This is a genomic window from Cobetia sp. UCD-24C, assembly GCF_001306765.1.
GTDB classification, from domain to species: Bacteria; Pseudomonadota; Gammaproteobacteria; order Pseudomonadales; family Halomonadaceae; genus Cobetia; species Cobetia amphilecti.
In genome coordinates this window covers 450,277-474,283 of the sequence record NZ_LJTD01000001.1, presented here as the reverse complement: position 1 = coordinate 474,283, position 24,007 = coordinate 450,277, and the positions used below count along the sequence as shown (strand labels likewise).

Annotated in this window: 17 protein-coding genes and 6 tRNA genes; 9 read left to right on the top strand and 14 right to left on the bottom strand. The window is 63.5% G+C overall.

Annotated features, from left to right (window positions below; all coding sequences use genetic code 11):
* Window positions 1-8: 8 nt before the first annotated feature.
* The 3 genes from betA to betI all read right to left on the bottom strand — a co-directional run bounded on the left by betA (window position 9) and on the right by betI (window position 4,243).
* Window positions 9-1,724: a choline dehydrogenase gene (gene betA / locus AOG28_RS02030; protein WP_054555135.1), complete on the bottom strand. Its 1,716-nt coding sequence runs from the start codon at window positions 1,722-1,724 to the stop codon at window positions 9-11.
* Between the two features lie 388 nt (window positions 1,725-2,112).
* Entirely contained in the window at window positions 2,113-3,594 is a 1,482-nt protein-coding gene (gene betB / locus AOG28_RS02025) for a betaine-aldehyde dehydrogenase (RefSeq protein ID WP_054555134.1), read from the bottom strand.
* Complete coding sequence (gene betI, locus AOG28_RS02020) at window positions 3,587-4,243, bottom strand: transcriptional regulator BetI (RefSeq protein WP_200906714.1); 657 nt, start codon at window positions 4,241-4,243, stop codon at window positions 3,587-3,589. The genes betB and betI overlap by 8 nt, the downstream gene beginning before the upstream one ends.
* 433 nt (window positions 4,244-4,676) lie before the next feature.
* Between betI and AOG28_RS02015 the strand changes: the two genes are divergently transcribed.
* The 5 genes from AOG28_RS02015 to AOG28_RS01995 all read left to right on the top strand — a co-directional run bounded on the left by AOG28_RS02015 (window position 4,677) and on the right by AOG28_RS01995 (window position 6,369).
* Window positions 4,677-5,630, top strand: a complete 954-nt coding sequence (locus tag AOG28_RS02015) for a choline ABC transporter substrate-binding protein (protein WP_054555132.1) — start codon at window positions 4,677-4,679, stop codon at window positions 5,628-5,630.
* Between the two features lie 85 nt (window positions 5,631-5,715).
* Window positions 5,716-5,792: transfer RNA gene (locus AOG28_RS02010), tRNA-Met, on the top strand.
* A gap of 174 nt (window positions 5,793-5,966) precedes the next feature.
* Window positions 5,967-6,042 (top strand) — tRNA-Asn (locus AOG28_RS02005).
* A gap of 78 nt (window positions 6,043-6,120) precedes the next feature.
* A tRNA-Asn gene (locus tag AOG28_RS02000) sits at window positions 6,121-6,196 on the top strand.
* Between the two features lie 97 nt (window positions 6,197-6,293).
* Window positions 6,294-6,369: transfer RNA gene (locus AOG28_RS01995), tRNA-Asn, on the top strand.
* A gap of 510 nt (window positions 6,370-6,879) precedes the next feature.
* Here the strand turns inward: AOG28_RS01995 and AOG28_RS01990 are convergent.
* Window positions 6,880-8,988: a carboxy terminal-processing peptidase gene (locus AOG28_RS01990; protein ID WP_054555131.1), complete on the bottom strand. Its 2,109-nt coding sequence runs from the start codon at window positions 8,986-8,988 to the stop codon at window positions 6,880-6,882.
* Between the two features lie 293 nt (window positions 8,989-9,281).
* On the opposite strand from AOG28_RS01990, the gene AOG28_RS01985 reads away from it, so the two are divergent.
* Window positions 9,282-10,610: a M18 family aminopeptidase gene (locus AOG28_RS01985; protein ID WP_054555130.1), complete on the top strand. Its 1,329-nt coding sequence runs from the start codon at window positions 9,282-9,284 to the stop codon at window positions 10,608-10,610.
* Window positions 10,611-10,822: 212 nt separating this feature from the next.
* Here AOG28_RS01985 and AOG28_RS01980 read toward each other — a convergent pair.
* Window positions 10,823-10,899 (bottom strand) — tRNA-Met (locus AOG28_RS01980).
* An 81-nt stretch (window positions 10,900-10,980) separates the two neighbouring features.
* The gene (locus tag AOG28_RS01975; RefSeq protein WP_054555129.1) at window positions 10,981-12,333 is read right to left on the bottom strand and encodes an FAD-dependent oxidoreductase; all 1,353 of its coding nucleotides are present in this window, start codon (window positions 12,331-12,333) and stop codon (window positions 10,981-10,983) included.
* Window positions 12,334-12,527: 194 nt separating this feature from the next.
* Here AOG28_RS01975 and AOG28_RS01970 point away from each other — a divergent pair, with 194 nt between their 5' ends.
* Window positions 12,528-13,478: a LysR family transcriptional regulator gene (locus AOG28_RS01970; RefSeq protein ID WP_054555128.1), complete on the top strand. Its 951-nt coding sequence runs from the start codon at window positions 12,528-12,530 to the stop codon at window positions 13,476-13,478.
* 185 nt (window positions 13,479-13,663) lie between these two features.
* Here the strand turns inward: AOG28_RS01970 and ychF are convergent, their stop codons facing one another.
* The 8 genes from ychF to AOG28_RS01930 all read right to left on the bottom strand — a co-directional run bounded on the left by ychF (window position 13,664) and on the right by AOG28_RS01930 (window position 21,054).
* Complete coding sequence (gene ychF / locus AOG28_RS01965; protein ID WP_043335902.1) at window positions 13,664-14,755, bottom strand: redox-regulated ATPase YchF; 1,092 nt, start codon at window positions 14,753-14,755, stop codon at window positions 13,664-13,666.
* 288 nt (window positions 14,756-15,043) lie between these two features.
* Entirely contained in the window at window positions 15,044-15,628 is a 585-nt protein-coding gene (gene pth, locus AOG28_RS01960) for an aminoacyl-tRNA hydrolase (RefSeq protein ID WP_054555127.1), read from the bottom strand.
* 29 nt (window positions 15,629-15,657) lie between these two features.
* Window positions 15,658-16,293, bottom strand: a complete 636-nt coding sequence (locus AOG28_RS01955; RefSeq protein ID WP_043335898.1) for a 50S ribosomal protein L25/general stress protein Ctc — start codon at window positions 16,291-16,293, stop codon at window positions 15,658-15,660.
* 180 nt (window positions 16,294-16,473) lie between these two features.
* Complete coding sequence (locus AOG28_RS01950; protein ID WP_172978614.1) at window positions 16,474-17,415, bottom strand: ribose-phosphate pyrophosphokinase; 942 nt, start codon at window positions 17,413-17,415, stop codon at window positions 16,474-16,476.
* Window positions 17,416-17,487: 72 nt separating this feature from the next.
* A tRNA-Gln gene (locus AOG28_RS01945) sits at window positions 17,488-17,562 on the bottom strand.
* A gap of 29 nt (window positions 17,563-17,591) precedes the next feature.
* Window positions 17,592-18,464 carry a 4-(cytidine 5'-diphospho)-2-C-methyl-D-erythritol kinase gene (ispE, locus tag AOG28_RS01940; RefSeq protein WP_054555126.1) on the bottom strand — a complete coding sequence of 291 codons (873 nt, stop codon included), beginning with the start codon at window positions 18,462-18,464 and terminating at the stop codon, window positions 17,592-17,594.
* A 56-nt stretch (window positions 18,465-18,520) separates the two neighbouring features.
* Window positions 18,521-19,165 carry a lipoprotein insertase outer membrane protein LolB gene (gene lolB / locus AOG28_RS01935; RefSeq protein ID WP_054555125.1) on the bottom strand — a complete coding sequence of 215 codons (645 nt, stop codon included), beginning with the start codon at window positions 19,163-19,165 and terminating at the stop codon, window positions 18,521-18,523.
* A gap of 122 nt (window positions 19,166-19,287) precedes the next feature.
* On the bottom strand, window positions 19,288-21,054 hold the full coding sequence (locus AOG28_RS01930) for a tetratricopeptide repeat protein (RefSeq protein WP_160317843.1): 1,767 nt from the start codon (window positions 21,052-21,054) through the stop codon (window positions 19,288-19,290).
* A 598-nt stretch (window positions 21,055-21,652) separates the two neighbouring features.
* On the opposite strand from AOG28_RS01930, the gene hemA reads away from it, so the two are divergent.
* Together hemA and prfA are read left to right on the top strand one after the other, a co-directional pair.
* Window positions 21,653-22,924, top strand: a complete 1,272-nt coding sequence (hemA, locus tag AOG28_RS01925; protein ID WP_043335883.1) for a glutamyl-tRNA reductase — start codon at window positions 21,653-21,655, stop codon at window positions 22,922-22,924.
* Window positions 22,921-24,006 carry a peptide chain release factor 1 gene (gene prfA, locus AOG28_RS01920; protein ID WP_043335881.1) on the top strand — a complete coding sequence of 362 codons (1,086 nt, stop codon included), beginning with the start codon at window positions 22,921-22,923 and terminating at the stop codon, window positions 24,004-24,006. The genes hemA and prfA overlap by 4 nt, the downstream gene beginning before the upstream one ends.
* Window position 24,007: the final 1 nt, after the last annotated feature.

The window sequence follows — 24,007 nt, the reverse complement described above, 5'->3', positions numbered from 1 at the left end:
ACCAGTACTCAACCATTGATCGGAGCAGAGCCGATCTTGCGCTTGGCGGGTTTCTTGGCCGGCGTGCCGGGTTCGATCACGAAGTAATCGGCGTCGGACGGCGGCAGCGGCGCGCGGCCACGAATCTTGTCGGCCATCTTCTCGGCCAGCATGATCGTCGGCGCATTCAGGTTGCCGGTCGGGATGACCGGGAACAGCGAGGCATCGACGACGCGCAGGTTGTCGAGGCCATGCACGCGACCGGCACCATCGACCACTGAAGTCTCGTCGCTGCCCATGCGGCAGCTGCCACACGGGTGGTAGGCGGTCTCGGCGTGGTTGCGCACGTACTCGTCGAGCTCGGCGTCGGTCTGTGCCTGGGCACCCGGTGCCAGCTCGCGGCCGCGATAGGGGTCCAGCGCAGGCTGGGCGATGATCTCGCGGGTCAGGCGGATGGCGGCGCGGAACTCTTCCCAGTCACGCTCCTCGGCCATGTAGTTGAAGAAGATCGACGGCGCGGCCTTGGGATCGAGTGAGGTCAGGCGAACGCGGCCCTTGCTCTGGGAGCGCATCGACCCGACGTGCGCCTGGAAGCCGTGGCCCTGCACTGCGCTCTTGCCGTTGTAGCTGATCGCGATCGGCAGGAAGTGATACTGCAGGTTCGGCCAGGCTTCGTTGTCATCGCTGCGAATGAAGCCGGCGGCCTCGAACTGGTTGCTGGCGCCGACACCGGTGCCCTTGAGCATCCATTCCAGACCGATGGGCGGCTGGTTGTACCACTTGAGGGACGGATACAGCGAGATCGGCTGGGTGCACTCGTACTGGATGTAGAGCTCCAGGTGATCCTGCAGGTTCTCGCCCACGCCCGGCAGGTGGTGGACCATCTTCACGCCCAGCGGCTCGAGATGTTCACGGTTGCCGACGCCGGAGCGCTGCAGGATCTGCGGCGAGGCGATGGCGCCGGCGCACAGCAGCACTTCCTTGCGCGCCCGCACGCGGTGGTCCTGGCCCTTGCGCTCGTACTTCACGCCGACCGCCGTCTTGCCTTCGAACAGGATGACGTCGGTGGTGGCACGCGTCTCGATGGTCACGTTGGAGCGCTTCTTGGCGGTATCCAGATAGCCGCGCGCGGTGGAGGCACGACGGCCTTCCCTGGTCACGAAGCGGTCCATCGGGCCGAAGCCTTCCTGCTGGTAGCCGTTGACGTCTTCGGTGGCCGGATAGCCCGCCTCGATGCCTGCCGCGATGAAGGCATGATAGAGCTCGTTGTTGCCCTGCTTGGGCGTGGTGACCGACACCGGGCCGTCGCCGCCATGGTAGTCATTCGGGCCGATATCGCGCGTCTCGCACTTGCGGAAGTAGGGCAGGCACTCACGATAGTTCCAGTCGGCCAGGATGGGGTCCTTGGCCCAGTTGTCGTAATCCAGCGCGTTGCCGCGGATGTAGCACATGCCATTGATCAACGAGGAGCCGCCCAGACCCTTGCCGCGGCCACATTCCATGCGACGGTTGTTCATGTGCGGCTCGGGATCGGTCTTGAAGTCCCAGTTGTAGCGCTGACCCTGCAGCGGGTACGCCAGGGCGGCGGGCATCTGGGTGCGGAAGTCGAAGCGGTGGTCGCGGCCACCGGCTTCCAGCAACAGTACACTGACATCGGCGTCTTCGCTCAGGCGGGTGGCCAGCACGTTGCCGGCGCTGCCGGCGCCGATGATGACGTAGTCGTATTCACGCTCGAATTGGCTCATGGAAGGTCCTCTCGTATCGGGTGCCACATGCGGGCACATGACGCCCCGTTCACGACGGGGAGTGGCCACTGCCGGGCTGCTGGATACGTTTGCTTGTCTGTGGTGAGCCGTCGGGGCACCGCATGACAGCAAGCTGCCATCGGGGGCTCAACGACTCATCGGGATTCGGGCACTGCGCGCGGCGCTGGCGAGCGACGCGGCGTGCAGCCGGCATGGCGAGTGTTCGACATGCCGGCAGGTGGGGCATCTGGCGCTTGGTCTTGCTTAGGCCCGGTGCTTAGGCCCGGTGCTCAGGCTCGGTGCTTGAGGCCCGGTGCTTGAGGTCCGGTACTTCAGCCTCTGGCGCCAGAGGGTGCTGCTGTCATCAGGCCTTGTGACCAGTGATGGCTCAGAAGGCGGACTCGAACGGGCCCATCTCGATCAGCACGGACTTGGTCTGGGTGTAGTGAGACAGCGTCTCGACACCGTTCTCGCGACCGATGCCGGACTGCTTGTAGCCGCCGACCGGCATTTCGGACGGCGACTCGCCCCAGGTGTTGACCCAGCAGATGCCGGCTTCGAGCTGGTGAATCACGCGATGCGCGCGGTTCAGGCTCTCGGTGAACAGGCCAGCCGCCAGGCCATAGGTGGTGTCGTTGGCGCGACGGATGACTTCCTCTTCACTGTCGAAGGACAGGATGGACATCACCGGACCGAAGATCTCTTCCTGCACGATGCGCATGTCATCGCTGCAGTCGGTGTAGACGGTCGGTGCGACCCAGGCGCCCTTGGCGAAGTCGCCTTCGCTCATGCGCTCACCGCCGACCAGCAGACGTGCGCCGTCCTGCTTGGCGATCTCCAGATAGGAGACGACCTTGTCCAGGTGCTCGAAGCTGACCAGCGGGCCGAAGGTGGTGGCGCGGTCCTGCGGGTCGCCGGCCTTGATGCGCGCGACGCGCTCGACGATCTTGGCTTCGAAGGCATCCTTGACGCTGGCTTCGACGAACACGCGGGTGCCGTTGGTGCACACCTGACCGGAGCTGTAGAAGTTGGCCATCATGGCGCCGTCGGCGGCACGGTCGAGATCGGAATCGGCGAACACCAGCAGCGGGGACTTGCCGCCCAGCTCCATGGTGACTTCCTTGAGGCTGGAAGAGGCGGACGCGGACATGACCTTCTTGCCGGTACCGGCTTCCCCGGTGAAGGAGATCTTGGCGATATCCGGGTGCTCGGTGAGCATCACGCCGACGCGGGCATCGCCCTGCACGACGTTGAACACGCCGTCCGGCAGGCCGGCTTCGGTGAAGATCTCGGCCAGCTTCAGTGCGCTCAGCGGAGTGACTTCGCTGGGCTTGAAGACCATAGCGTTGCCGGCGGCGAGGGCCGGGGCTGACTTCCAGCAGGCGATCTGGATCGGGTAGTTCCAGGCACCGATGGCGCCGATGACGCCCAGCGGCTCCTTGCGGGTATAGACGAAGGCTTCCTGACGCAGCGGCATCTGGCTGCCTTCGATGGCCGGCGCGAGGCCCGCGTAGTACTCGAGTGCATCGGCACCGGTGACGATGTCGACCGCTTCGGTCTCGGACAGCGGCTTGCCGGTGTCGAGTGTCTCGATCAGCGCCAGTTCGTCGTTGCGCTCGCGCAGCAGGTCCACGGCGCGACGCAGGATGCGTGAACGCTCCATGCCGGTCATCGCGGCCCACACCTTCTGACCCTGCAGGGCGCTTTCGACGGCGGTATCGACGTCGGCACCGCTGGCCTGCTGGATCTCGGCGATGACTTCGCCGGTGGCCGGGTTGACGGTCTCGAAGGTCTCGCCGGAGGTAGCCTCGACCCGACGGCCACCGATGTAGAGGGTCTGGGTCGGGAAGCTTGCGTTGCCGTTAGCCATGCGTGCGCTCCTTACTGAGTTCAGGGGAAGTGGGGGAGTCTGTCGCGTTCAGGGATGCTGCCATGTGACGTGTCAGCTGGTAGTCGACATATTCGTAGGCGAGGCGGCGTGCGCGCTCGACATCGAGGCCGGTCGGGTCCAGCGTACCGCGCAACCACAGGCCGTCGATCAAGGCGGCCAGTCCGGCCGCGGCATCACGTGCCTCGTTCAGCGGCATGCAGCGGCGGAACAGGGCACACAGATTGGAGATCAGCCGCCTGTCGTTGACTCGCTGCAGGCGTTCCAGCGGAATGCGGTGCATGCTGGAGGCCCAGAAGGCCAGCCAGGTCTTGGAGACGCTCTGGCTGACCTGGCTGCGGTCAAAGTTGCCGTCGATCACCGCGCGCAGGTGGCAGCGGACGTCATCGTCGGCCAGTGCGGCGCGACGCTCACTGACGGCGCTGCGCAGGTCAGTGAGAATCTGGCGCATGGTGGCTTCCATCAAGCCATCCTTGCCGCCGAAATAGTGGCTGATGATGCCGGTGGAGACACCTGCGTGACGGGCGATACGGGCCACGGTCGCGTCGGCGAGTCCTGCCTCATCGATGGCTTGCATGGTGGCCTGGATCAACTGGCGGCGGCGGATAGGTTCCATTCCCACTTTGGGCATCAACGGAGTCCTTTTCGTATATCGGGTCGGTGTGACACTTGGTGTGGCCATGGTACTGGATCATCACCGGTTTGCCGCGAGCGCTGCACCATGCTGTCGTGCGCAAATTTTTTATTGAACGTTCAATTAACAAAAAGTGTAGAGGCTGGTTCCCGATGCGTCAAGTTGAGGCAAGGCGGGGCAGTCGGAAGCAGTCAGGGGGCGGTCAGGGATGGTCAGGGATGGTCAGGAGGGAGAGGTGCACGAGGAAACAAGGGCCGGTGGCAGCCAGCGACAGGCAGGCGTTCAAGACTGTGGGTTGGCGAGGCCGGTTGGTAAAAGCGCTACAGTGCGGTAGAACATGGAGGGGCAGCATGTCGATCTCAACGTAGGTTGAACGTTGCGCCGATGGTCGAGAGTTGAATGACAACGAACAATAAAACAAGGGGTTAGTATGAAACGATCACCTGGTAAGGTGCTGTTGGCACTGGGCGTCATCGCCGTGCCGGTCATGGCGAATCAGGCCCAGGCCGCCGTGACGGAAGAATGTCGCACGGTACGTTTCGCCGAAGTCGGCTGGACGGACATCACGGCCACCACCGCCCTGACGCGTGCCGTGCTGGAGGGGCTGGGCTATGAGACGACCTCTGACACCATCTCGGTGCCGATCGCCTATGCCGGCATGAAGAATGACGACTTCGATGTCTTCCTGGGCAACTGGATGCCGTCGATGGCCTCCATCAGTGACCCTTACATCGACAAGGGGCAGGTCGATCGCCCGCGCGCCAATCTCCAGGGCGCGAAATATACCCTGGCGGTGCCGCAGTATGTGCTGGATGCCGGCGTGACCTCGGTGGCGGACCTTGCCGACAATCTCGAGAAGTTCGATGGCCGCATCTACGGGATAGAGGCGGGCAACGACGGCAACATGATCATTGCCGACATGATTGATGACGACGCCTTCGGCATGGGCGAGTTCGAGATGATCGACTCCTCGGAAGCCGGCATGCTGGCGGAAGTGAAGTCGAAGATTGCCGCCGAGGAGTGGGTCGTGTTCCTCGGCTGGGAACCGCACCCGATGAATACCCGCTTCGAGATGGGCTATCTGGAAGGGGCCGATGATTATTTCGGGCCGAATCTGGGTGGTGCGACGGTGTATACCAATACTCGCGCGGGCTACAGCGAAGCATGCACCAACGTCGGGGCCCTGCTTTCCAATCTCGAGTTCACCCTGGAGATGGAAAACCAGCTGATGGGCGACATCATGGATGGCGGTGAAGACCCGGATGATGCGGCGGCCAGTTGGCTCAAGCAGAACCCGCAGGTGCTGGAAGCCTGGCTCAAGGGAGTCGAGACCGTGGAGGGTCAGCCGGGCCTTGCCGCGGTGAAGACATCGCTGGGGATCTGATCGCACGTCGGGCTCGTCTGTTGAGCTTTTGATAAAAAGTGCTTGCAATTCAGCAGCCTGACCTGCAATATACGCATCGTCGTGTGGCTACATAGCTCAGCTGGTTAGAGCACATCACTCATAATGATGGGGTCCCCTGTTCAAATCAGGGTGTAGCCACCAGTGATTCCAAGGCCTGCATCCGTGCGGGCCTTGTCACATCTGGATGTCGCTTCGTGCGCATTCGGAGGTGGATCCGGCAGGAGGAATCGAGCGAGTTCTGCGGTGGTCTGAATGGCCGAAGGTGGTTGACGCCATTGAGTATTTCCGTATAATTCGTCGCGTGTTCAAGGTTGTTCCTCGATAGCTCAGTTGGTAGAGCAAATGACTGTTAATCATTGGGTCACAGGTTCGAGTCCTGTTCGAGGAGCCAATAGCACATGCAGCATGCTTGAAATGTCAGCTTGATAGCATCCATGATGATGTCACTGACAGATAGATTTCCGGTCGTTCCTCGATAGCTCAGTTGGTAGAGCAAATGACTGTTAATCATTGGGTCACAGGTTCGAGTCCTGTTCGAGGAGCCAATCCAAGGCTTCCTGCCAATGCCGGAAATGACGCTGATAGATGAGTTCCTCGTCGTCAGCTTCGATATCGCCCTGATATCGATCGATATTTTGTTGTTCCTCGATAGCTCAGTTGGTAGAGCAAATGACTGTTAATCATTGGGTCACAGGTTCGAGTCCTGTTCGAGGAGCCAATATCACTTCCCTGCTTTCCCTCGTGTTCTCTGCTGGTCGCACCATCGCTGCCTGAGCTTTGCTTGTTGGCTCTGCGCCTGACTCCTATTCGCAAGCCCTGTTCATCATTTTTGCGTCTGAGCGCTGCTCGCAATCCTTGCTTGTCAGTTCTGCTCGCCAGTCCGCGCCTGTTCCACACCCTGCTTCGGCATTTCGTGCTTTCTGCCTCGAGAGCGTGTTCCCGCGTCGCCAGCATTCTGCTGTCATCCTCTGCGCGGCAGCTGCCTGGCGTTGCGATGCATGCCATTCCGTTTCTGCTGCTACGTTTTCTGTCTTGTCGTTGCTTCGTATGTGTTGCTGCCTGTGCATTGTTGTGCGCGCGTTGCTGCCTCGCGCGGCCGTGATGCTGCGTGCCACAGACTTTCTTTGTGGCATGAAAAAAGCCCCTGCGCTCGGTGTTGCATGAGAGCAGGGGCCTTGGCGGTCGACCAGCTTCGTCAGGCGCGGGTCATGGTGCGAGTCACGAGAGTCTAGCGATCACCGGTGAGGTGGGCGTAGTCGAGCAGGATCTCGGCACTTTCCTGAAGCTGGGCCTGATCGATCGGGTCCTTGGCTTCCTTGTCGCTGCTGCCTTCTTCGATATCGGCTTCCTGCTCGGGATCACTCTCGGGGGAAGAGATGTGGTCGCTGGCGGCATCGAGTTCGGCAAAGCTTGTCAGTGGCTCGAGGTTGAGGGCACGACGGCGCTTGTTTTCCAGTGCCAGCTGCTCGGCTTCCTGGGCATCCATTTCGCGTTTGCGCTGCTCACGATTGAGGCTGATGCTGGTCTGCTGCGCGCGCAGTGCCTTTGACAGCGCGACTTCGCTCTTCAGGTAGCTGAAGTTGGGGTCCTGTTCGACGCGGCTCTGGTGGCGGGCGCGCAATGCGGCCAGATAGCGTGCCGGATCGCCGTAGCGGCGATACTTTACCGGGCGCACCTGGTCCCAGGGCAGCGCGTAGTCGAGGCTGGATTCGCCGATCTCCTGCGGGTCGATGACGCTGGGGAAGGCGATGTCCGGCTTGACGCCCTTGTTCTGGGTCGAGTCGCCGGAGATGCGATAGAACTTGGCGCGGGTCAGCTTGATCTCGCCTTCGCTCAGCGAGGAGATGGTCTGCACCGTGCCCTTGCCGAAGGTCTGGCTGCCGAGTATCGGGCCGCGGCCGTAGTCCTGGATCGCGCCGGCGAAGATTTCGGACGCCGAGGCCGAGAGGCGGTTGACCAGCACGGTCAGCGGGCCGTCATAGTGGGTGCCGGCGTCGGTATCGCCGTAGAGGCTGATACGGCCGCGTGCATCACGCACCTGCACGGTGGGGCCGCGATCGATGAACAGGCCGATCATCGAATTGGCTTCCTGCAGGGCGCCGCCGCCGTTGTTGCGCAGATCGAGAATGATGCCTTCCACCTGCTTGGCCTTCAGTTCATCGATCAGGCGCGCCACGTCGCGGGTGGTGCTGCGGTAGTCGTCTTCACCGGCCTGCCAGGCATCGAAATCGACATAGAAGGCGGGCACATGAATGACACCGATCCTGTGGACGCCGTCATCGCGCTTGACGTCGATGACCTTGGCATTGGCAGCCTGGTCCTCGAGCTTGACGGTGTCGCGGGTGATATCCAGTTCACGCGTCTTGGTGACATCCAGCGACTGGGCCGGAATCACTTCCAGGCGCACGACGGAGCCCTTCGGGCCGCGGATCAAGTCCACGACGTCATCCAGGCGCATGCCGACCACGTTGGTCCACTCGCTGTCGCCCTGACCCTGGCCGACGGCCACGATGCGGTCGGCCGGCTTGAGCTCGCCATCCTTCTCGGCAGGGCCGCCGGGCACGAGACTCGAGACCTTGACGTATTCGCCTTCGGATTGCAGCAGGGCGCCGATGCCATCCAGTGACAGCTTCATTTGGATATCGAAGGATTCGCCCTGGCGCGGCGAGAAGTATTCGCTGTGCGGGTCGATGCTGCCGGTCACGGCATGCATCACCAGCGTCAGGATATCTTCATCGTTGGTCTGCTTGATGCGCTTTAGCTGGTTGGAATAACGCTCGCTGAGCGTCTTGGCGATCTCGTCATCGCTCTTGTCGGACAGCGACATCGATAGCCAGGCATTCTTGAGGCGCTTGCGCCACAGCTCGTCGAGCTCCTGCTCGCTATCGGCCCACGGGCTGTCCTTGCGGTCCAGCGCCAGGCGGTCATCCTTGTCGAAATCGAAGCTCGGCTTGGCATCCAGCGTCTTCACCAGCCAGGTGAGGCGTGCGGTGAGGCGTTGCTGATAGCGCTCGTAGAGGCCATAGATACGCTCGAGATCACCATCGACCATGGCGTCGTCGAAATCGTGACGCAGGTCGCTGAACTCGCTGATGTCCGCATCCAGCAGATAGGCTTTCTGGGGGTCGAGAGTCTTGAGGTATTGCGTAAAGGCGCGGTTGGCCCAGTGGTCATCCAGGGTCACATCTTCGTAATGCCCATAGCGCAAAGACTCGGCAACTTCGCGAGCAGCCTGTGCATCGGCGTCAGTAGGGGTGACCGCGGCACTGGCAGGGCCGGCCATGGCAAGACACAGGGCAACGAATGCCGTGCGCCGGACGTTTGCGAACAGGCTCATCAATGAAGCACTCCCGATTCATGTACACTCTGCTCCCTGAACGACCTCCCCGCAGGGGGTCGAGCGGGCATTGTAGCAGTCTCACGCACCATACACAGTTGTCTGGCGTTGATGCGTTGGGGTTGTGAAAACTCTGTCAGCGCAGGGCTTTGGCTGGCATGCCGCGCTTCTCGACGCCCCGCTGAATGGTGACTGGATGGCAGTCGTGCCGTCGAAGGGTCGTCACAGGTTTTCCCCATCATGTTTCTTCTTATACAGTGCCTTGCATATATCTTCGAGGACCAGACGCCATCATGACTCATGCGATTGCGGATTCCCGCGTTCCCGCACTGCTCGACTTCCTGTCTTCTTCTCCCACGCCGTGGCATGCGACAGCTTCCATGGCGCAGCGTCTTGAACAGGCGGGCTATCGTCGCCTCAGCGAGACGTCTTCCTGGCAGCTGGCGCCCGGTGAGCGCGCCTATGTCACGCGCAATGATTCCTCGTTGATCGCCTTTCAGCTCCCGAAGGGTGATACGTCGCTGAGCTCACTTCGGATGATCGGTGCGCACACCGATTCGCCCTGTCTGCGCCTTAAGCCCAACCCGGCACAGGCCAGTCAGGGCTGGTTGACGCTGGGCGTCGAGACCTATGGTGGCGTGTTGCTGAGCACCTGGTTCGATCGCGATCTGGGCCTTGCGGGCCGTGTCCAGGTGCGGCATGCGGACGGTCGTCGCGAGACGCTGCTGCTGACGGTCATGCGTCCGTTTGCCTGCGTGCCGAGCCTGGCGATCCATCTGGATCGTGACGTCAACAGTGGGCGTGCCATCAATGCCCAGACCCAGATGTCAGCCGTGGTCATGCAGCTGGGGGACGAGGCCGGGACGCCCGCGGAGGCCTTTAATGCGCTGTTGATCGAGCTGATCGAGGAGCAGCACGGCGTGCGGGTCGCGGATGTCGTCGACTTCGAGCTGGGCCTGCACGATCTGCAGCCGGCGGTGCAGTCGGGGCTGAAAGGTGAGTTGATCACCAGTGCGCGCCTCGACAATCTGCTGTCCTGTTTCGTCGGTCTTGAGGCTCTGCTGGAGGCCGATGGCAGTCAGGGGGCGCTGTTCGTCACTACCGATCATGAAGAAGTCGGCAGTGCCAGCGCCTGTGGTGCCCAGGGGCCCTTCCTGGCCGATGTGCTCAAGCGCATCAATCATTACGTCGGCTTGGACAGCGAAGAAGGCTATCAGTGCCTCGTGCAGCGCTCCTTGATGATTTCTTGCGATAATGCTCACGCCGTGCACCCCAATTTCGCGGACAAGCATGATGCGGGGCATGGGCCGAAGTTGAATGCCGGGCCGGTCATCAAGGTCAATGCCAATCAGCGTTACGCTACCAACAGCACCACGGCCGGGCTGTTCCGCGAGATGTGTCGTGAGCAGGATGTGCCGGTGCAGACCTTCGTCAGTCGTGCCGACATGGGCTGTGGCAGCACCATCGGGCCGATCACCGCCAGTGAGGTGGGGGTGCCGACCTTGGATGTGGGGCTGCCGCAGTGGGGCATGCACTCGATTCGTGAGACATCCGGCAGTGCCGATGTCGCCATGCTGATCAAGGTGCTGGTAGCCTTCTGCAATCGCGAGCAGCTGGACTGAGTCGAGCCGGATTGTGTTGAGAGAGCGGGCGCGTATCGTAATATCGTAAAAAGACGAGCCTGGAAAAGGGCGGCCTGCGGGTCGCCCTTTTTGATGCCTGTGACCTGGCTCGAGGGCTACGGCGCAGGGCGCTGGATGCGCGAGTCTTGCGTATAGATCGCGCACAACGAAAAAGGCCTGACTGCAAGCAGTCAGGCCTTTCGAATCTTGGTTGGTGGCTACACCCTGATTTGAACAGGGGACCCCATCATTATGAGTGATGTGCTCTAACCAGCTGAGCTATGTAGCCGTCCAACGGAGGCGAATATTACGGATTGTCCGTGATGTTGTCAACGCATCAGCGCGAAAAAGTGGCAGGGAATTCATCAGGCTAGCGTCCAGGCCGCGCAGCGAGGGCATCAGGTAGGGTGTTGGTGAGAGTGCCGGGGCCGGAGAGAGAGCTGGGGAGAGCCTCTCGCGAGATGGCGCGTGCGATGAGGTCGCCACTGGCGCAGGCCAGCGTGAAGCCCAGGCTGCCATGGCCGACGTTCAGCCACAGATTGTCCGGGCTGTTCGCCTGCCGGGGACGGCCGAGGATCGGCGGCCCCTTGGGCGTGCTGGGGCGCAGTCCGGCCCAGGGAGTGGCCTGCGCGAAATCGCCGGCTGCGGGGAAAGTGTCGCTGGCCAGCTTGCGCAGCGCGGCAATGCGCTGCTCATCCAGTTCGGGATGGAAGCTGTCGCGTTCCCGCTGGCCGATATCCACCATCGCCGCGACGCGCAGCTGGCGTGATGCCGACGACGCCAGGTCGGCGTAGACCACCTTGCGTGCCGAGTCGGTGACGCTGATGTGCGGTGCGGCCGTCTCCGGGGTGTCAGCTGCCAGCGCCAAGGTGAGGCTATAGCCCTTGAGCGGCTGCAAGGACAGACGGATACCCAGTGGCCGTACCAGCTCGGCGGCATGATTGCCGGCCGCGATGACGACCTCTTCGACGGCATGGCGTTCTCGGCGGCCATCAAGGTGTCTGAGCTCGAGTTGCGCGATGCGCCCGTTGCGTGCGCTCAGCGGGGCGACGCGCGTGTTGGCGATGCGCGTGTAGCGCCCGGAGGTCTGCAGCTTGCGCTCCAGCGCCTGACAGAAGGCATGGCAATCCGCCGTCTCGTCCGAGGCGCTGAAGATGCCGCCCGACAGATGGGCTTGCTGGTGGGTCAGTGAGGGCTCCAGCGCGATGCATTGACGTGCATCGAGCACCTGTTGGTCCTGCGGGGCGACGCGCGCGGCGGCCGCCTTGTCGAGTACCTTGGGGTCACGATGGATCACCAGCTTGCCGCGCTGCTGCCAGGCGAAGTCGCCGAGCGCATCTCGAGTGCGCCACTCGCTCATGATCGCCTGGCTGTGCAGCGCCAGCGAGAGCATCTGCGCAGCGCTGGCCTGGTGGGTATGGTGATTGCAGGCGGCCACAAAGCGGGCCATCCAGCGCCATTGTGCGGGGTCCAGATTCGGGCGCAGTTTCAGCGGTGCCTCATTGCCTGCCAGCAACCACTTGATGGCCTGGCGGGGCACGCCGCTATCGGCCAGTGGCGCCACATAGCGATAGCTCAGCTGGCCGCCATTGGCGTGGCTGGTCTCGCTGGCGACCTCGGCATGGGCATCGATCAGGGTCACGCAGTGGCCGGCGCGCACCAGGGCGTGGGCACTGGCGAGGCCGATCACGCCGCCTCCGATGACGGTCACGTGGCGTTGCATGCTGGGCTCCCGGGTCGTGAAGGTCGTGTTTCGTTGTGTTCGAGCTTGCCGGTCGCTTGCGTGAGTGGCGAATGAAAAGGATGTGCCGCGCCATAACTCGAGGTTATGGGGTAACCTGAAGCGCAGGTGCTCAAGTGCGCCCTCAAGTAAGCCCTCAAGTAAGCCCACTAGACAACCGGACAGGGAGATAGCGCATGCGGCTCAGGGACCTGGAGATCTTTCACGCCGTCCTGCAGGCCGGCAGCGTGACCGGCGCGGCGCGGTTGCTGCATATCTCCCAGCCAGCGGCGAGCAAGGCGCTGCAGCTGGTCGAGCGCCAGTGGGGTATCACGCTGTTCACGCGCAGTGCAGGGCGGCTTCATCCCACCGAGGAGGCACGCAAGCTGGAAGCGGCCAGTCAGGGAATGCTCGGTCAGCTGGACGATGTGAGACGGCTGGTCGATGGCTTGCGTGAGGGCGAGGCGCGCACGCTTAAGGTGGTGGCGACGCCTGCCATCGCCCAGCAATTGCTGCCGCAGGCGCTGGGTCAGTGGCGCCGGCGTCAGCCACGGGTCAGCTGTGAGTTGGCGACCCAGCATACCCGCGAGATCGTCGATGCCCTGTTGCTGCATGAGGTCGATATCGCCTTCACGCTGAGTGCGCCGACGCATCCTGCGCTGATGACGCGTCCGCTGGTGCGCATGCCGCTACTGGTGCTTGCGCCTGAAGGGTATTGGGCACAGGACTGTCACCAGGCGCCGATGGCGGTGGCGGAGCTTGCCGGTCAGCGCCTGATCGCGCTGGGAGCGCACGACCCGCTGGCGCGGCGACTCGATGGTCTGCTGGCGAGCGTGGCGCAGGAAGCTTCAGGCGCTTTGCCATATTCACCGCGCATCGTGACGCGTGTGCAGACCTATCCACTGGCGGCGGCGCTGGTTCAGGCGGGGGAGGGGTTGGCGGTGGTCGATGCGCTCACGGCGCATGCCGCCACTACGGAGCGCGGCTTGAGCGCTCGTCAGCTGCCTCAGGCGGGTGAGCTGGTGCTGAGTGCCGTGTGGCGACGCGAGGCGGGGCGTTCGCGGCTGGCGCAGTCGCTGGCGGACCAGCTCGCCAGGCAGGCCGCGCAGTGGCTGCAGGTGCCGCTGGCAGAGCCCTCAGCGGTCTGAGTCCATCGCTGGTTGAGGTCTCCACTGGTTGAGACCACCATGGCTTGATCGGCGCCCCTGATTGAACAGTTTTCCGTGCCACAACGCAGAACGGCCCTGACCTCGTGAGAGATCAGGGCCGTTCTGTCAGGACAGGCTGTCAGGGCGTCAGCTGGGCCCGGGCGTTGCCGGGCACCGATGGGCCATCAAACATTGAAGCGGTAGTGCACCACGTCGCCATCCTTGAGGATGTAGTCCTTGCCTTCCAGGCGCCACTTGCCGGCATCCTTGGCGCCTTGCTCGCCCTTGTAGGCGATGAAGTCGTCATAGGAAACGACTTCGGCACGGATGAAGCCTTTCTGGAAGTCGGTGTGGATGACACCAGCGCCTTCCGGTGCGGTAGCGCCGATCTTGACGGTCCAGGCACGCACTTCCTTCACGCCAGCGGTGAAGTAGGTCTGCAGGCCCAGCAGCTCGTAACCGGCGCGGATGACGCGGTCCAGGCCCGGCTCTTCCATGCCCAGCTCGTCGAGGAACATCTCGCGCTCTTCCTCGTCCAGCTCGGCGATCTCGGCTTCGATCTTGTTGCACACCGGCACGACGCTGGCGCCTTCGTTGGCGGCAATGCCGCGCACGATATCGAGGTAGGGATTGTTCTCGAAGCCTTCCTCGCTGACGTTGGCGATGTACATGGTCGGCTTGAGGGTCAGGAAGCCGAAGCCGCGCACGATCTTCAGGTCGTCATCGCTGAGACCGAAGCTGCGCAGCGGCTGGCCTTCGGCCAGGTGCGGCTGGATGCGTTCCAGCACGGCCTTGGTGGCGATGGCTTCCTTGTCGCCGCCCTTGGCGACGCGGGCCAGACGCTGGATGCTGCGCTCGACGCTGTCGAGATCGGCCAGGGCCAGCTCGATGTTGATGGTCTCGATGTCGGCGGCCGGGTCGACGTGGTTGGCGACGTGGATGACGTTGTCATCCTCGAAGCAACGCACCACGTGCGCGATGGCGTCGGTCTCGCGGATGTTGGCCAGGAACTTGTTGCCCAGACCTTCGCCCTTGGAAGCGCCCGCGACCAGACCCGCGATATCGACGAATTCCATGGTGGTCGGAATCACCTTCTCCGGCTTGACGATCTCGGCCAGCGCGTTCAGGCGAGGGTCAGGCATCGGCACGATACCGGTGTTCGGCTCGATGGTGCAGAAGGGGAAGTTCTCGGCGTCAATGCCAGACTTGGTCAGTGCATTGAAGAGAGTGGACTTGCCGACGTTCGGCAGGCCGACGATGCCGCAATTGAAACCCATGGCGCTAGATCCTGGTGTGACGTATCGAATGGGGCGTGGCACTGGCAGTCGTCTCGACCAGCAGGCTCTGAGTGCACAGGCACTGGGCATGCGGGGAAACGAGTGGGCAGGCACGGAATGAAGACAGGCGGGAAGTGTAAGGCCTCATGCCGCCGAGGTCATCCATTGGGCGCATGTCGCGCGACAAATGATGCCTTTTGCTGCTGATCGCGTGGCGAGACGCGCGCACGCAAGCGAGGTGATGCGCTGAGCGAATCACCGAAATTCGGAGAGGGGTGATGCAGAGGTTCAGCTCTTGAAGGAATGCAGGCGATTCATGGCCCGGGCCCATTCGCCACTGATGGCGTCGGGGAGGGTCATCACCACTTCGTCGATGGCGTCGTCGATGGCCTGGCGTTCAGCCTTGCCGGGACGTCCGAGCACGAAGTTGGTCACCAGCTTGGCATTGCCGGGGTGGCCGATGCCGATGCGGGCACGATGGAACGACTTGTCGTTGCCCAGTGCACTGATGATGTCGCGCAACCCGTTGTGACCGCCATGGCCGCCACCCTGCTTGTAGCGGGCGGTGCCGGGGTCGATGTCCAGCTCATCGTGGGCGACGAGCAGTTCATCCGGGGCGAGCTTGTAGAAGTTGCTCAATGCGGCCACGGCCTGACCGCTGCGATTCATGAACGTCGATGGGAACAGCAAATGCAGATCCTTACCGGCGAAGTGGACCTTCGCGTATTGGCCATGGAACTTGCGTTCCGGACGCAACGTGGTGTGACCGTGGCGCGCAAGAGCGTCAAGGAGCCAGACGCCGGCATTGTGACGGGTGTCTTCGTATTCGTTCCCCGGGTTACCGAGGCCGATGATCGCTTTCACTCGTGACATGCGCTGTCTGGCTCCTTGATCAGGCTGCGTTATTCTGCAGCAGGTGCTTCTTCGCCTTCAGCAGCATCTTCTGCGTCAGCAGAGATGTTCGGACGAGTGACGTTGACCACAGCGGTGTCGTGATCGGCACCGTGGGACAGGGCAACGGACTCGGCGCCTTCCGGCAGAGCGATGTCGGACAGGTGCAGGGTGTGGCCAACTTCCAGCTTGGACACGTCCAGCTCCAGGTATTCCGGCAGGGCTTCCGGCAGGCAGCTGATTTCGACGTCAGTCGCCAGGACGTGCAGGACGCCGTCCTGGTCCTTGACACCGACACAGGCTTCCTGACCAGTGATGTGCAGCGGCACGTTCATGGTCAGTTTGTGGGTCGGATCGATGCGCAGGAAGTCGACGTGAGTCAGCAGCGGCTTGAACGGGTGACGCTGCAGGTCACGGATGACGACTTTCTCGGTCTTGCCCGCAACATTCAGGGTGATGATGGAGGAGTAGAACGCCTCATCGTCAACCGCCTTGTACAGGCTCGGCTTGTCGATCATGACCGGAGTCGGGGCCTGGTCGGCACCGTAGATGATGGCCGGCACGAAGTCGTTCGTACGACGCAGGCGGCGGCTCGCACCTTTCCCCAGGTCTTCACGAACTTCAGCATTCAGTTTGAACAGTTTCATTTTTGCAGATACCTCAAGGGTCTAATGAGAATCCGGTAGCCCCCGCGACCAGAGCGCTACCGGATCCATGAGGCCGGCCCGGAGATTTCCGGGCCGGCCGCTTGTCGGCAGATGACGGATCATCTGCCGTTGTCAGTGCCTCTTCCCCGAGCGGCGGCGAGCAGGGCCCGCCGACAGGACTCAGTGGAACATGGCGCTGACGGATTCTTCATTGCTGACGCGACGGATCGCCTCGGCGATCAGGCCAGCGACTGTCAGCTGGCGGATCTTACCGGAACGACGCGCGGCGTCGGACAGCGGGATGGTGTCGGCAACCACCACTTCGTCGAGGACGGAGTTGGTGATGTTGTCGACCGCCGGGCCGGACAGGATCGCGTGGGATGCATAGGCCACGACGCGGTTGGCGCCATGATCCTTGAGTGCCTCGCCCGCCTTGCACAGGGTGCCGGCGGTATCGATCATGTCATCGACCAGCACGCAGGTGCGGTCCTTGATATCACCGATGATGTTCATCACCTGGGCCTGGTTGGCCTGGGGACGACGCTTGTCGATGATGGCCAGCTCGCAGTTGAGCTGCTTGGCGATGGCACGGGCACGTACTACGCCGCCCACATCCGGGGAGACGACGATCAGGTTGTCATAGTTCTGACGTTCGATGTCGTCGAGCAGGATCGGTGAACCGTAGACGTTGTCCACCGGCACATCGAAGAAGCCCTGGATCTGATCGGCATGCAGGTCCATGGTCATGACGCGATTGACGCCAGCCTTGACCATCATGTCCGCGACCACCTTCGCCGAGATCGGCACGCGAGCAGAGCGCACGCGGCGGTCCTGACGGGCGTAACCGAAGTAGGGAACGACCGCAGTGATACGCGCCGCAGACGCACGACGCAACGCGTCCACCATCAGGATCAGCTCCATCAGGTTGTCGTTGGTCGGTGCGCAGGTGGACTGCATGATGAAGACGTCCTTGCCGCGAACGTTTTCGTTGATTTCTACCGCAATCTCGCCATCGCTGAACTGACCGACGGTTGCATGGCCCAGGCGGGTATCGAGGGCTTCAGCTACCTTGCGGGCGAGAGCGGGATTGGCATTCCCCGCGAATACCATCAGTTTTGACACGCGCAGCCACCTTTGGAGTCTTGTGGGATCTCGGGAGTGGAGAATTCCGGGTTGACCGGGAACGGCCAGGATTGGCTGGGGTACCAGGATTCGAACCTGGGAATGTCGGTACCAGAAACCGGTGCCTTACCACTTGGCGATACCCCAGCAACGTTCACTTCAACCAGTTGCTGTGCTCAGGCCGAAGCCAGAGCGGCATGTAGAGGGGAGATATTGCAACCGCGTGCCGAGAAGGCGTGCCACATCGGGCGCTCGAGTTCGAGTCGACCCAGCACCTCGCTGGCCTGTCGTGCGTCGTCAAACGCACAGAACACACAGGCGCCGGTGCCCGTCAGTCTGGCGGTGCCGAACTGGTCCAGCCAGTCCAGGGCGTCGGCGACTGCCGGGTACAAAGTGCGCACCACGACTTCACAGTCGTTGCGGCCCCCCTGCAGTGCGCGCGCCATACTAATCGCGAGGCTGGAACGTGTCAATTGCGGGTGGCCGAACACGGCCGGTGTCGCGACCTCGACACCGGGGTGGATCACCACGAACCATGGGGTGTCCAGCGGGGCTGGCACCAGGCGTTCACCGATGCCTTCGGCCCAGGCGGCGAAGCCGCGCACGAACACCGGCACATCCGCGCCGAGCGACAGGCCGAGCTCGGCGAGGGCGTCTTCGCCAAGCTCAAGCCCCCAGAGTCTGTCCAGCGCCAGCAGGGTCGTGGCGGCGTCGCTGCTGCCGCCCCCCAAGCCGCCACCCATCGGCAGCACTTTCTCCAGCGTGATATCGACACCGGGCAATGCGGTGGGTGACGCGACCTTGCCCTGCGCATGTGCGGCTTCTCGCAGCAGGCGCGCGGCGCGCACGATCAGGTTGGCCTCTTCGGGCACACCTTCAATAGGCGGCGAGAGGCGGATGGTCTCATCGTCGCGCAGCGTGAAGCTGAGGCTGTCGCCGTGCTCGAGAAACTGGAACAGCGTCTGCAGCTCGTGATAGCCATCGGCACGCTGGCCCGTGATATGCAGCATGCGGTTGAGCTTGGCCGGTGCCGGCAGCGTAAGAGTCATGGTCGATGCGGATGCGGCTGTCGATGTTGTCATGGAAGAAGGAGAAGGTGTCACGATCACAGCGCCTGCCACTGGTTGACGATGAGAGTGGCGGTGAGGTCGCCGTAGTAGAGCTTCATCTTGCGCGGCAGCCACAGGCCTTCGGCGCGGGTCCAATCCTGATAGTCCACTTCCCAGCCGTCCTGGTAGAGGGTGGTCGGGAAGCCCAGCTCATCTGTCTCGATGTCATGCTCGCCAGCGGCCGGTACGCCGCGCACCCAGTTGTCGAGGGCACCCAGCGGCAATGACCAGCCCAGTTGCGCCAGCATCAGGCTCTCGGCATCCGGGGCCTCGAAGTCACCCTCGGAGGAGGAGAGGCGCACACCATCGGCGTCGCGCACCAGGGTCGTGCGCCCCGCACCCAGCGGGCCGGTGATCAGCATGTGGTAGTCATCGCCGTCCTGCTGCCAGTCGAGGTTGGCGCTGTGGCCTTCCTCGGGGGTGCGAATGCCGACCTTGCCTGCCAGCTGCCAGTGGGTCAGGGCGGCAAGTTGCGCGTCCTGTTGCTGCCAGTCGCCGTCGCTGCGTGTCAGATCACCGGCATTGTCGCTGGCCATCTGGCTGGCGCAGCCGCTGAGTACCAGTGTCATGGCCAGCAGGGCTGGCCCGAGCAGGCGGCGTGCCTGGCTCAGCAGGGGAAGTGACAGGGGAGAAGTGATCATGAAGCGAAGGCCTTCCGGATGGCGAGAAGATAAGTGACGGTGAGTGAGACTCCACTCACTGACGGGTCAGGATAATGGACTCGCCAGTGGGCAGAAAGTGCCGGGTAGCGTGGCAGTGCCCTTCAGGGTGCGTCGACGACCGGACGTAGCTCGGGAATGTGCTGGAACAGGGCTTCGAGCTCGCTGGCTTCTTCAAAACGCTCGCTCAGCTCTACCGCCAGGCCGCGGGCTTCATCCTCGCGGCCCAGCGCCCACAGCACCTCGATGAGATGGGCGCCGATCTCGGCATCCTGCTGCTGGGCCCAGGCGGCTTCCAGCGGTGCCAGCGCATTGTCGAGGTCGTCAGTCAGATAGCGGCCCCAGCCGAGGCTATCCAGAATGGCCGCGTCGTCGGGCGACAGCGCATGGGCGCGCTCGATCAAGGCCAGTGCTTCCTCGAGGCGGTCCGTCTCCACCAGCAGGGTGTAGCCGAGCGCGTTGTAGGCGCTGGCGTTGTCGGGTTCCAGCGCGATGACTTCCCGCAGGTCTTCTTCCATGCCGCCCAGCTGATCATCTTCCAGGCGACGGATGCCGCGCAGGAACAACAGGCTGCCCAACTCGCTTTCCAGCGTGTTGCGCGTGTCGGTCTCCTGGGCGGCGATGGCTTGCGCAAGTGCCTTGCGGCGCGTGGTGATGCTGCTGCTCAGCAGGGCATCGGCCTCGGCATGCGCCTCCTGGGAGTCGAGCAGGTCGATCTCGAAGCTGAGCAGCGTCATGGCATGACGCGGATGGCGCAGGCGTTCCACGGCCAGGAACTGACGGGCCTCGTCCGTGCGCTCGTGTTCGACCAGCAACTGGGCGGCGCGGGCGCGGCTGGAAATGTAGCGCTCGCCGTCCGGCACCTGACGGTAGTAAAGGATGGCGTTGTCGACGTCGCCGCTGGACTCGGCGGCCAGCCCCAGCAGGGCGTAGGCGGCGTCCGGCACCGGGTCTTCGTCGAGCAGCGGCAGCAGCAGGCGATGGGCGTCCTCGGGGGAATCGGCATCAAGATAGAGGCTGGCCAGCGCCAGGCGCAGACGTGGCGCGTTGGGATGGCGGGTGATGAGGCTGTCGATGCGCTCGCGTGCGGCGTCCAGATCGCCGCTGGCCAGTTCGGTCTGCGCAGCGCTCAGGATCAGGCGGCTGTCATCGGGAGCGATCTCAAGGCCTTGGGCCACCGCGCGCCGCGCCGCCTCGAGACGCCCCGCACTGCGTTCGATCTCGCTGCGCGCCAGCCAGAGCTCCGCCAATGTGGCGTGAGCGCTTTCCAGGCGCACCAGGCGTGCACGCGCGGCTGTCTCATCGCCCAGCGCTGCCTCGAACAGTGCCGCGGCAATCTCGGGCATCGGCTGCTCGGGATGCTGGGCGATATGCGTCTCCAGCATCGCCAGCAGGGGTTCGAGCTCGGCGCCGGCATCGATCGCCTGCTCGGCCAGGGTCGCCAGATTGCCATTGCCGCCACTGGCGGTGAGCATCAGGCGCTGCTCGAGCGCGGCCTGCCAGTCGCCTCGCTCGACCGCCAGGCGCGCGCGGATGATGCCGGGCTCGCTGGCGGACTCATCGAGTTGCTGCCAGCGTTCGGCGGCGCGCTCCAGCAGGGCCGGGTTGTCGGCGAAACGGGCCGCGAGCACGGCGCGGCGCGCCAGTTCCGGGTCATCGAAGTGACGGCTGGCGGCCAGATAGCCATTGGCGGCGCGGGGATAGTCACCGCGCTGTCCGGCGAGTTCGGCGCTCAGCAGCTGATTGAGGCTGTCGGCATCGAGGCCCTGCTGGATGGGCGGCGCCGTGGCCAACGGGTCGGGCTGCGCCATCAGGGGCGCGGAGTCGCTCATCGACTGACAGCCGGTCATGCCCAGCAGCAATCCGCCCACGACGCAGGACTTCCACCCGCCGCGCGGGCGACGGGGGGCATCAAGGCAGGCGTGCGCGTGCGGGGGGCTATGTTCAGCGGCAGTCGAAGCGTGCATGCAACCTCGCGTTTGTCAGTGGGTGCAGGATGAGAGAACGGGGCGGTCGAGCCGCAGGCCGGGTCATGCGCGCAGTGTGGCGCTGACGAAGGCGTCGTGTCTCGCAGCATAACGGCTGGCGGCGAGCGGGGATAGCGTTGCCGATGCAAGCAAGTGGCATGACCCACCGGACGCCTCGTATGCCGACAGATACGCCGCGCGGGCTGATAGCGATAGCCTGCCAGCATCATGGAAAATCCTCATCGGCTGCGACATGCTGCGGGGTCGCGTGGTACAGACGCTGTGGTAGAATGAGCGCGCTAATATTACGATCTCAGCCGCTTCGGCAGCCCTGTGTGCCTTTATGTCAGCCGCCTTTGTCCCCATTGAGTCGACAGGTGTAAAGGCACCGAGCCTGCGCGGATTACCTGCTGTCCTGGCCTTGGCCTCGCGGCAGGCCAGCACCGAGAGCCGCCTGACATTGACGCCGATTCCTGCCGGCCAGACCCTGACGACTGACTCCATGACCCTTCTTGCCCTTGGCATCAATCACCGCACCGCCGCCGTTGACGTGCGCGAGCGCGTTGCTTTCACGCCTGCGCAGCTCGATGCCGCGCTGGGCGAATTGAAGCGCCTGCCGGCGGTCTCCGAAGCGGCGGTGCTGTCGACCTGCAACCGTACCGAGCTCTACTGCGTGACCAGCGATGGCGCCAAGTCGGTGCTCGAGTGGCTGGGGCGTTTTCACCGCCTGCCGGTGGAGGAGCTGTCGCGTTGCAGCTATCAGCACCTGGGAGAAGAGGCGGTACGCCATCTGATCCGTGTCGCGGTGGGGCTGGACTCGATGGTACTGGGCGAGCCGCAGATTCTGGGCCAGCTCAAGGACGCCTATCAGTTCGCGCGCAACTCGGTGGGGCTGGGCGGTGAGCTCGAGCAGCTCTTCCAGCATATCTTCCAGGTCGCCAAGCAGGTACGTACCGAGACCGGTATCGGCGAGAACCCCGTCTCGGTGGCCTACGCCGCCGTCAGCATGGCCAGCCACATCTTCGATGATTTCTCGCGGGCCAATGCCTTGTTGATCGGTGCCGGCGAGACCATCGAACTCGTCGCGCGCCATCTCAAGGAAGCGGGCATCGCCAACCTGTGCATCGCCAACCGCACCGTGTCGCGCGCCGAGCGTCTGGCCGATGAGCTGGGCGGGACCGCCATCGGCCTGGAAGGCATTCCGCATGCCCTCGAGAATGCCGATATCGTGATAGCCTCCACCGCTTCCCAGCTGCCGATTCTCGGCAAGGGCATGGTGGAACGCGCACTCAAGAAGCGCCGCTACAAGCCGGTGTTCATGGTCGACATCGCCGTGCCGCGCGATATCGAGCCGCAGGTCGGTGACCTCGACGACGTCTTCCTCTATACGGTCGATGACCTGCAGGAAGTGATCGACGAGAATCGTCGCCACCGCGAGCTGGCCGCTGCCCAGGCAGAAGAGCTGATTCGCCAGGGCGTCAACGCCTGGTTGCACCTCAAGCGGGTGCGCAGTGGCGGCGAAGTCATCAAGCGCTACCGCAGCCATGGCGAGCAACTGCGCGCCGAATGCGAGGCGCAGGCGCTGGCGGAGCTCGATCAGGGACGCGACCCCCAGGAAGTGGTCGCGCAGCTGGCACGCCAGCTGGCCAATCGCTTCATGCATCACCCGACGCTGGCACTGCGCCAGGCCTCGGGAGACGATCGCCAGGATATTCTTCAGACGGCCCAGACGCTTCTGCTCGCGCCGGCTGATTCATCACAGGACCCTTCATGAAAGACAGCCTCATCACCAAGCTCGACACCTTCCATGACCGCTTCGAGGAGATCTCCGCACTGTTGTCGGAGCCCGAAGTGATCGGGAACCAGGCCAGGTTCCGCGACCTGTCGCGGGAGTATGCCGAGCTTGAGCCATTGATCGAGGCATGGCGCCGCCATCGCGGCCTGAACGAAGACCGTGACGCCGCGCTGGCGATGGCGGAGGACAGTGATCCCGAGATGCGCGACATGGCGCGTGAGGAAGTCCGCGATACCGATGCGGCGCTCGAGACGCTGGAAGCCGAGATCACCCAGCTGCTGATTCCGCGTGACCCGGATGATGGCGCCAACGTCTTCCTCGAGGTGCGCGCCGGTACGGGCGGTGATGAGGCGGCGCTGTTCGCCGGTGACCTGTTCAAGATGTATTCGCGCTACGCCGAGCTCAAGGGCTGGAAGGTCGAGACCGTCAGCGCCAGCCACGGCGAGCACGGCGGCTTCAAGGAAGTCATCGCCCGCGTGAAGGGCGAGGGCGTCTACTCGCGCCTCAAGTTCGAGTCCGGCGCGCACCGCGTACAGCGTGTGCCCGCCACCGAATCCCAGGGGCGTATCCATACCTCGGCCTGCACCGTGGCGGTGATGCCCGAGGCCGATGAAGTCGGTGACGTCGACATCAATCCGGCCGACCTGCGCGTGGATACCTATCGCAGCTCCGGCGCCGGTGGTCAGCACGTCAACACTACCGATTCCGCGATTCGCATCACCCACCTGCCCACCGGCGTGGTGGTGGAGTGTCAGGACGAGCGCAGCCAGCACAAGAACCGTGCGCGCGCCATGTCACTGCTGGCGGCGCGCCTCAAGCAGGCCGCGGTGGACACCCAGGCACAGGCCACCTCCGATGCCCGTCGCAAGCTGGTCGGCTCGGGTGATCGCTCCGAGCGCATCCGCACCTACAACTTCCCGCAGGGGCGTCTGACCGATCACCGCATCAACCTGACGCTCTACAAGCTCAATGAAGTGATCGCCGGCCAGCTGGACGAAGTGATCGAGCCGCTGGTGGTGGAATACCAGGCCGATCAGTTGACCGCACTGCAGGAGCAATAAG

Coding starts and splice junctions, on each gene's coding strand:
- ispE (WP_054555126.1), bottom strand. CDS start 18,464: ATGACTCTTACGCTGCCGGCACCGGCCAAGCTCAACCGCATGCTGCAT.
- ychF (WP_043335902.1), bottom strand. CDS start 14,755: ATGGGTTTCAATTGCGGCATCGTCGGCCTGCCGAACGTCGGCAAGTCC.
- AOG28_RS01990 (WP_054555131.1), bottom strand. CDS start 8,988: ATGAGCCTGTTCGCAAACGTCCGGCGCACGGCATTCGTTGCCCTGTGT.
- AOG28_RS01955 (WP_043335898.1), bottom strand. CDS start 16,293: ATGAAACTGTTCAAACTGAATGCTGAAGTTCGTGAAGACCTGGGGAAA.
- AOG28_RS02015 (WP_054555132.1), top strand. CDS start 4,677: ATGAAACGATCACCTGGTAAGGTGCTGTTGGCACTGGGCGTCATCGCC.
- pth (WP_054555127.1), bottom strand. CDS start 15,628: ATGTCACGAGTGAAAGCGATCATCGGCCTCGGTAACCCGGGGAACGAA.
- betI (WP_200906714.1), bottom strand. CDS start 4,243: ATGCCCAAAGTGGGAATGGAACCTATCCGCCGCCGCCAGTTGATCCAG.
- AOG28_RS01970 (WP_054555128.1), top strand. CDS start 12,528: ATGCGGCTCAGGGACCTGGAGATCTTTCACGCCGTCCTGCAGGCCGGC.
- hemA (WP_043335883.1), top strand. CDS start 21,653: ATGACCCTTCTTGCCCTTGGCATCAATCACCGCACCGCCGCCGTTGAC.
- betB (WP_054555134.1), bottom strand. CDS start 3,594: ATGGCTAACGGCAACGCAAGCTTCCCGACCCAGACCCTCTACATCGGT.
- prfA (WP_043335881.1), top strand. CDS start 22,921: ATGAAAGACAGCCTCATCACCAAGCTCGACACCTTCCATGACCGCTTC.
- AOG28_RS01985 (WP_054555130.1), top strand. CDS start 9,282: ATGACTCATGCGATTGCGGATTCCCGCGTTCCCGCACTGCTCGACTTC.
- betA (WP_054555135.1), bottom strand. CDS start 1,724: ATGAGCCAATTCGAGCGTGAATACGACTACGTCATCATCGGCGCCGGC.
- lolB (WP_054555125.1), bottom strand. CDS start 19,165: ATGATCACTTCTCCCCTGTCACTTCCCCTGCTGAGCCAGGCACGCCGC.
- AOG28_RS01975 (WP_054555129.1), bottom strand. CDS start 12,333: ATGCAACGCCACGTGACCGTCATCGGAGGCGGCGTGATCGGCCTCGCC.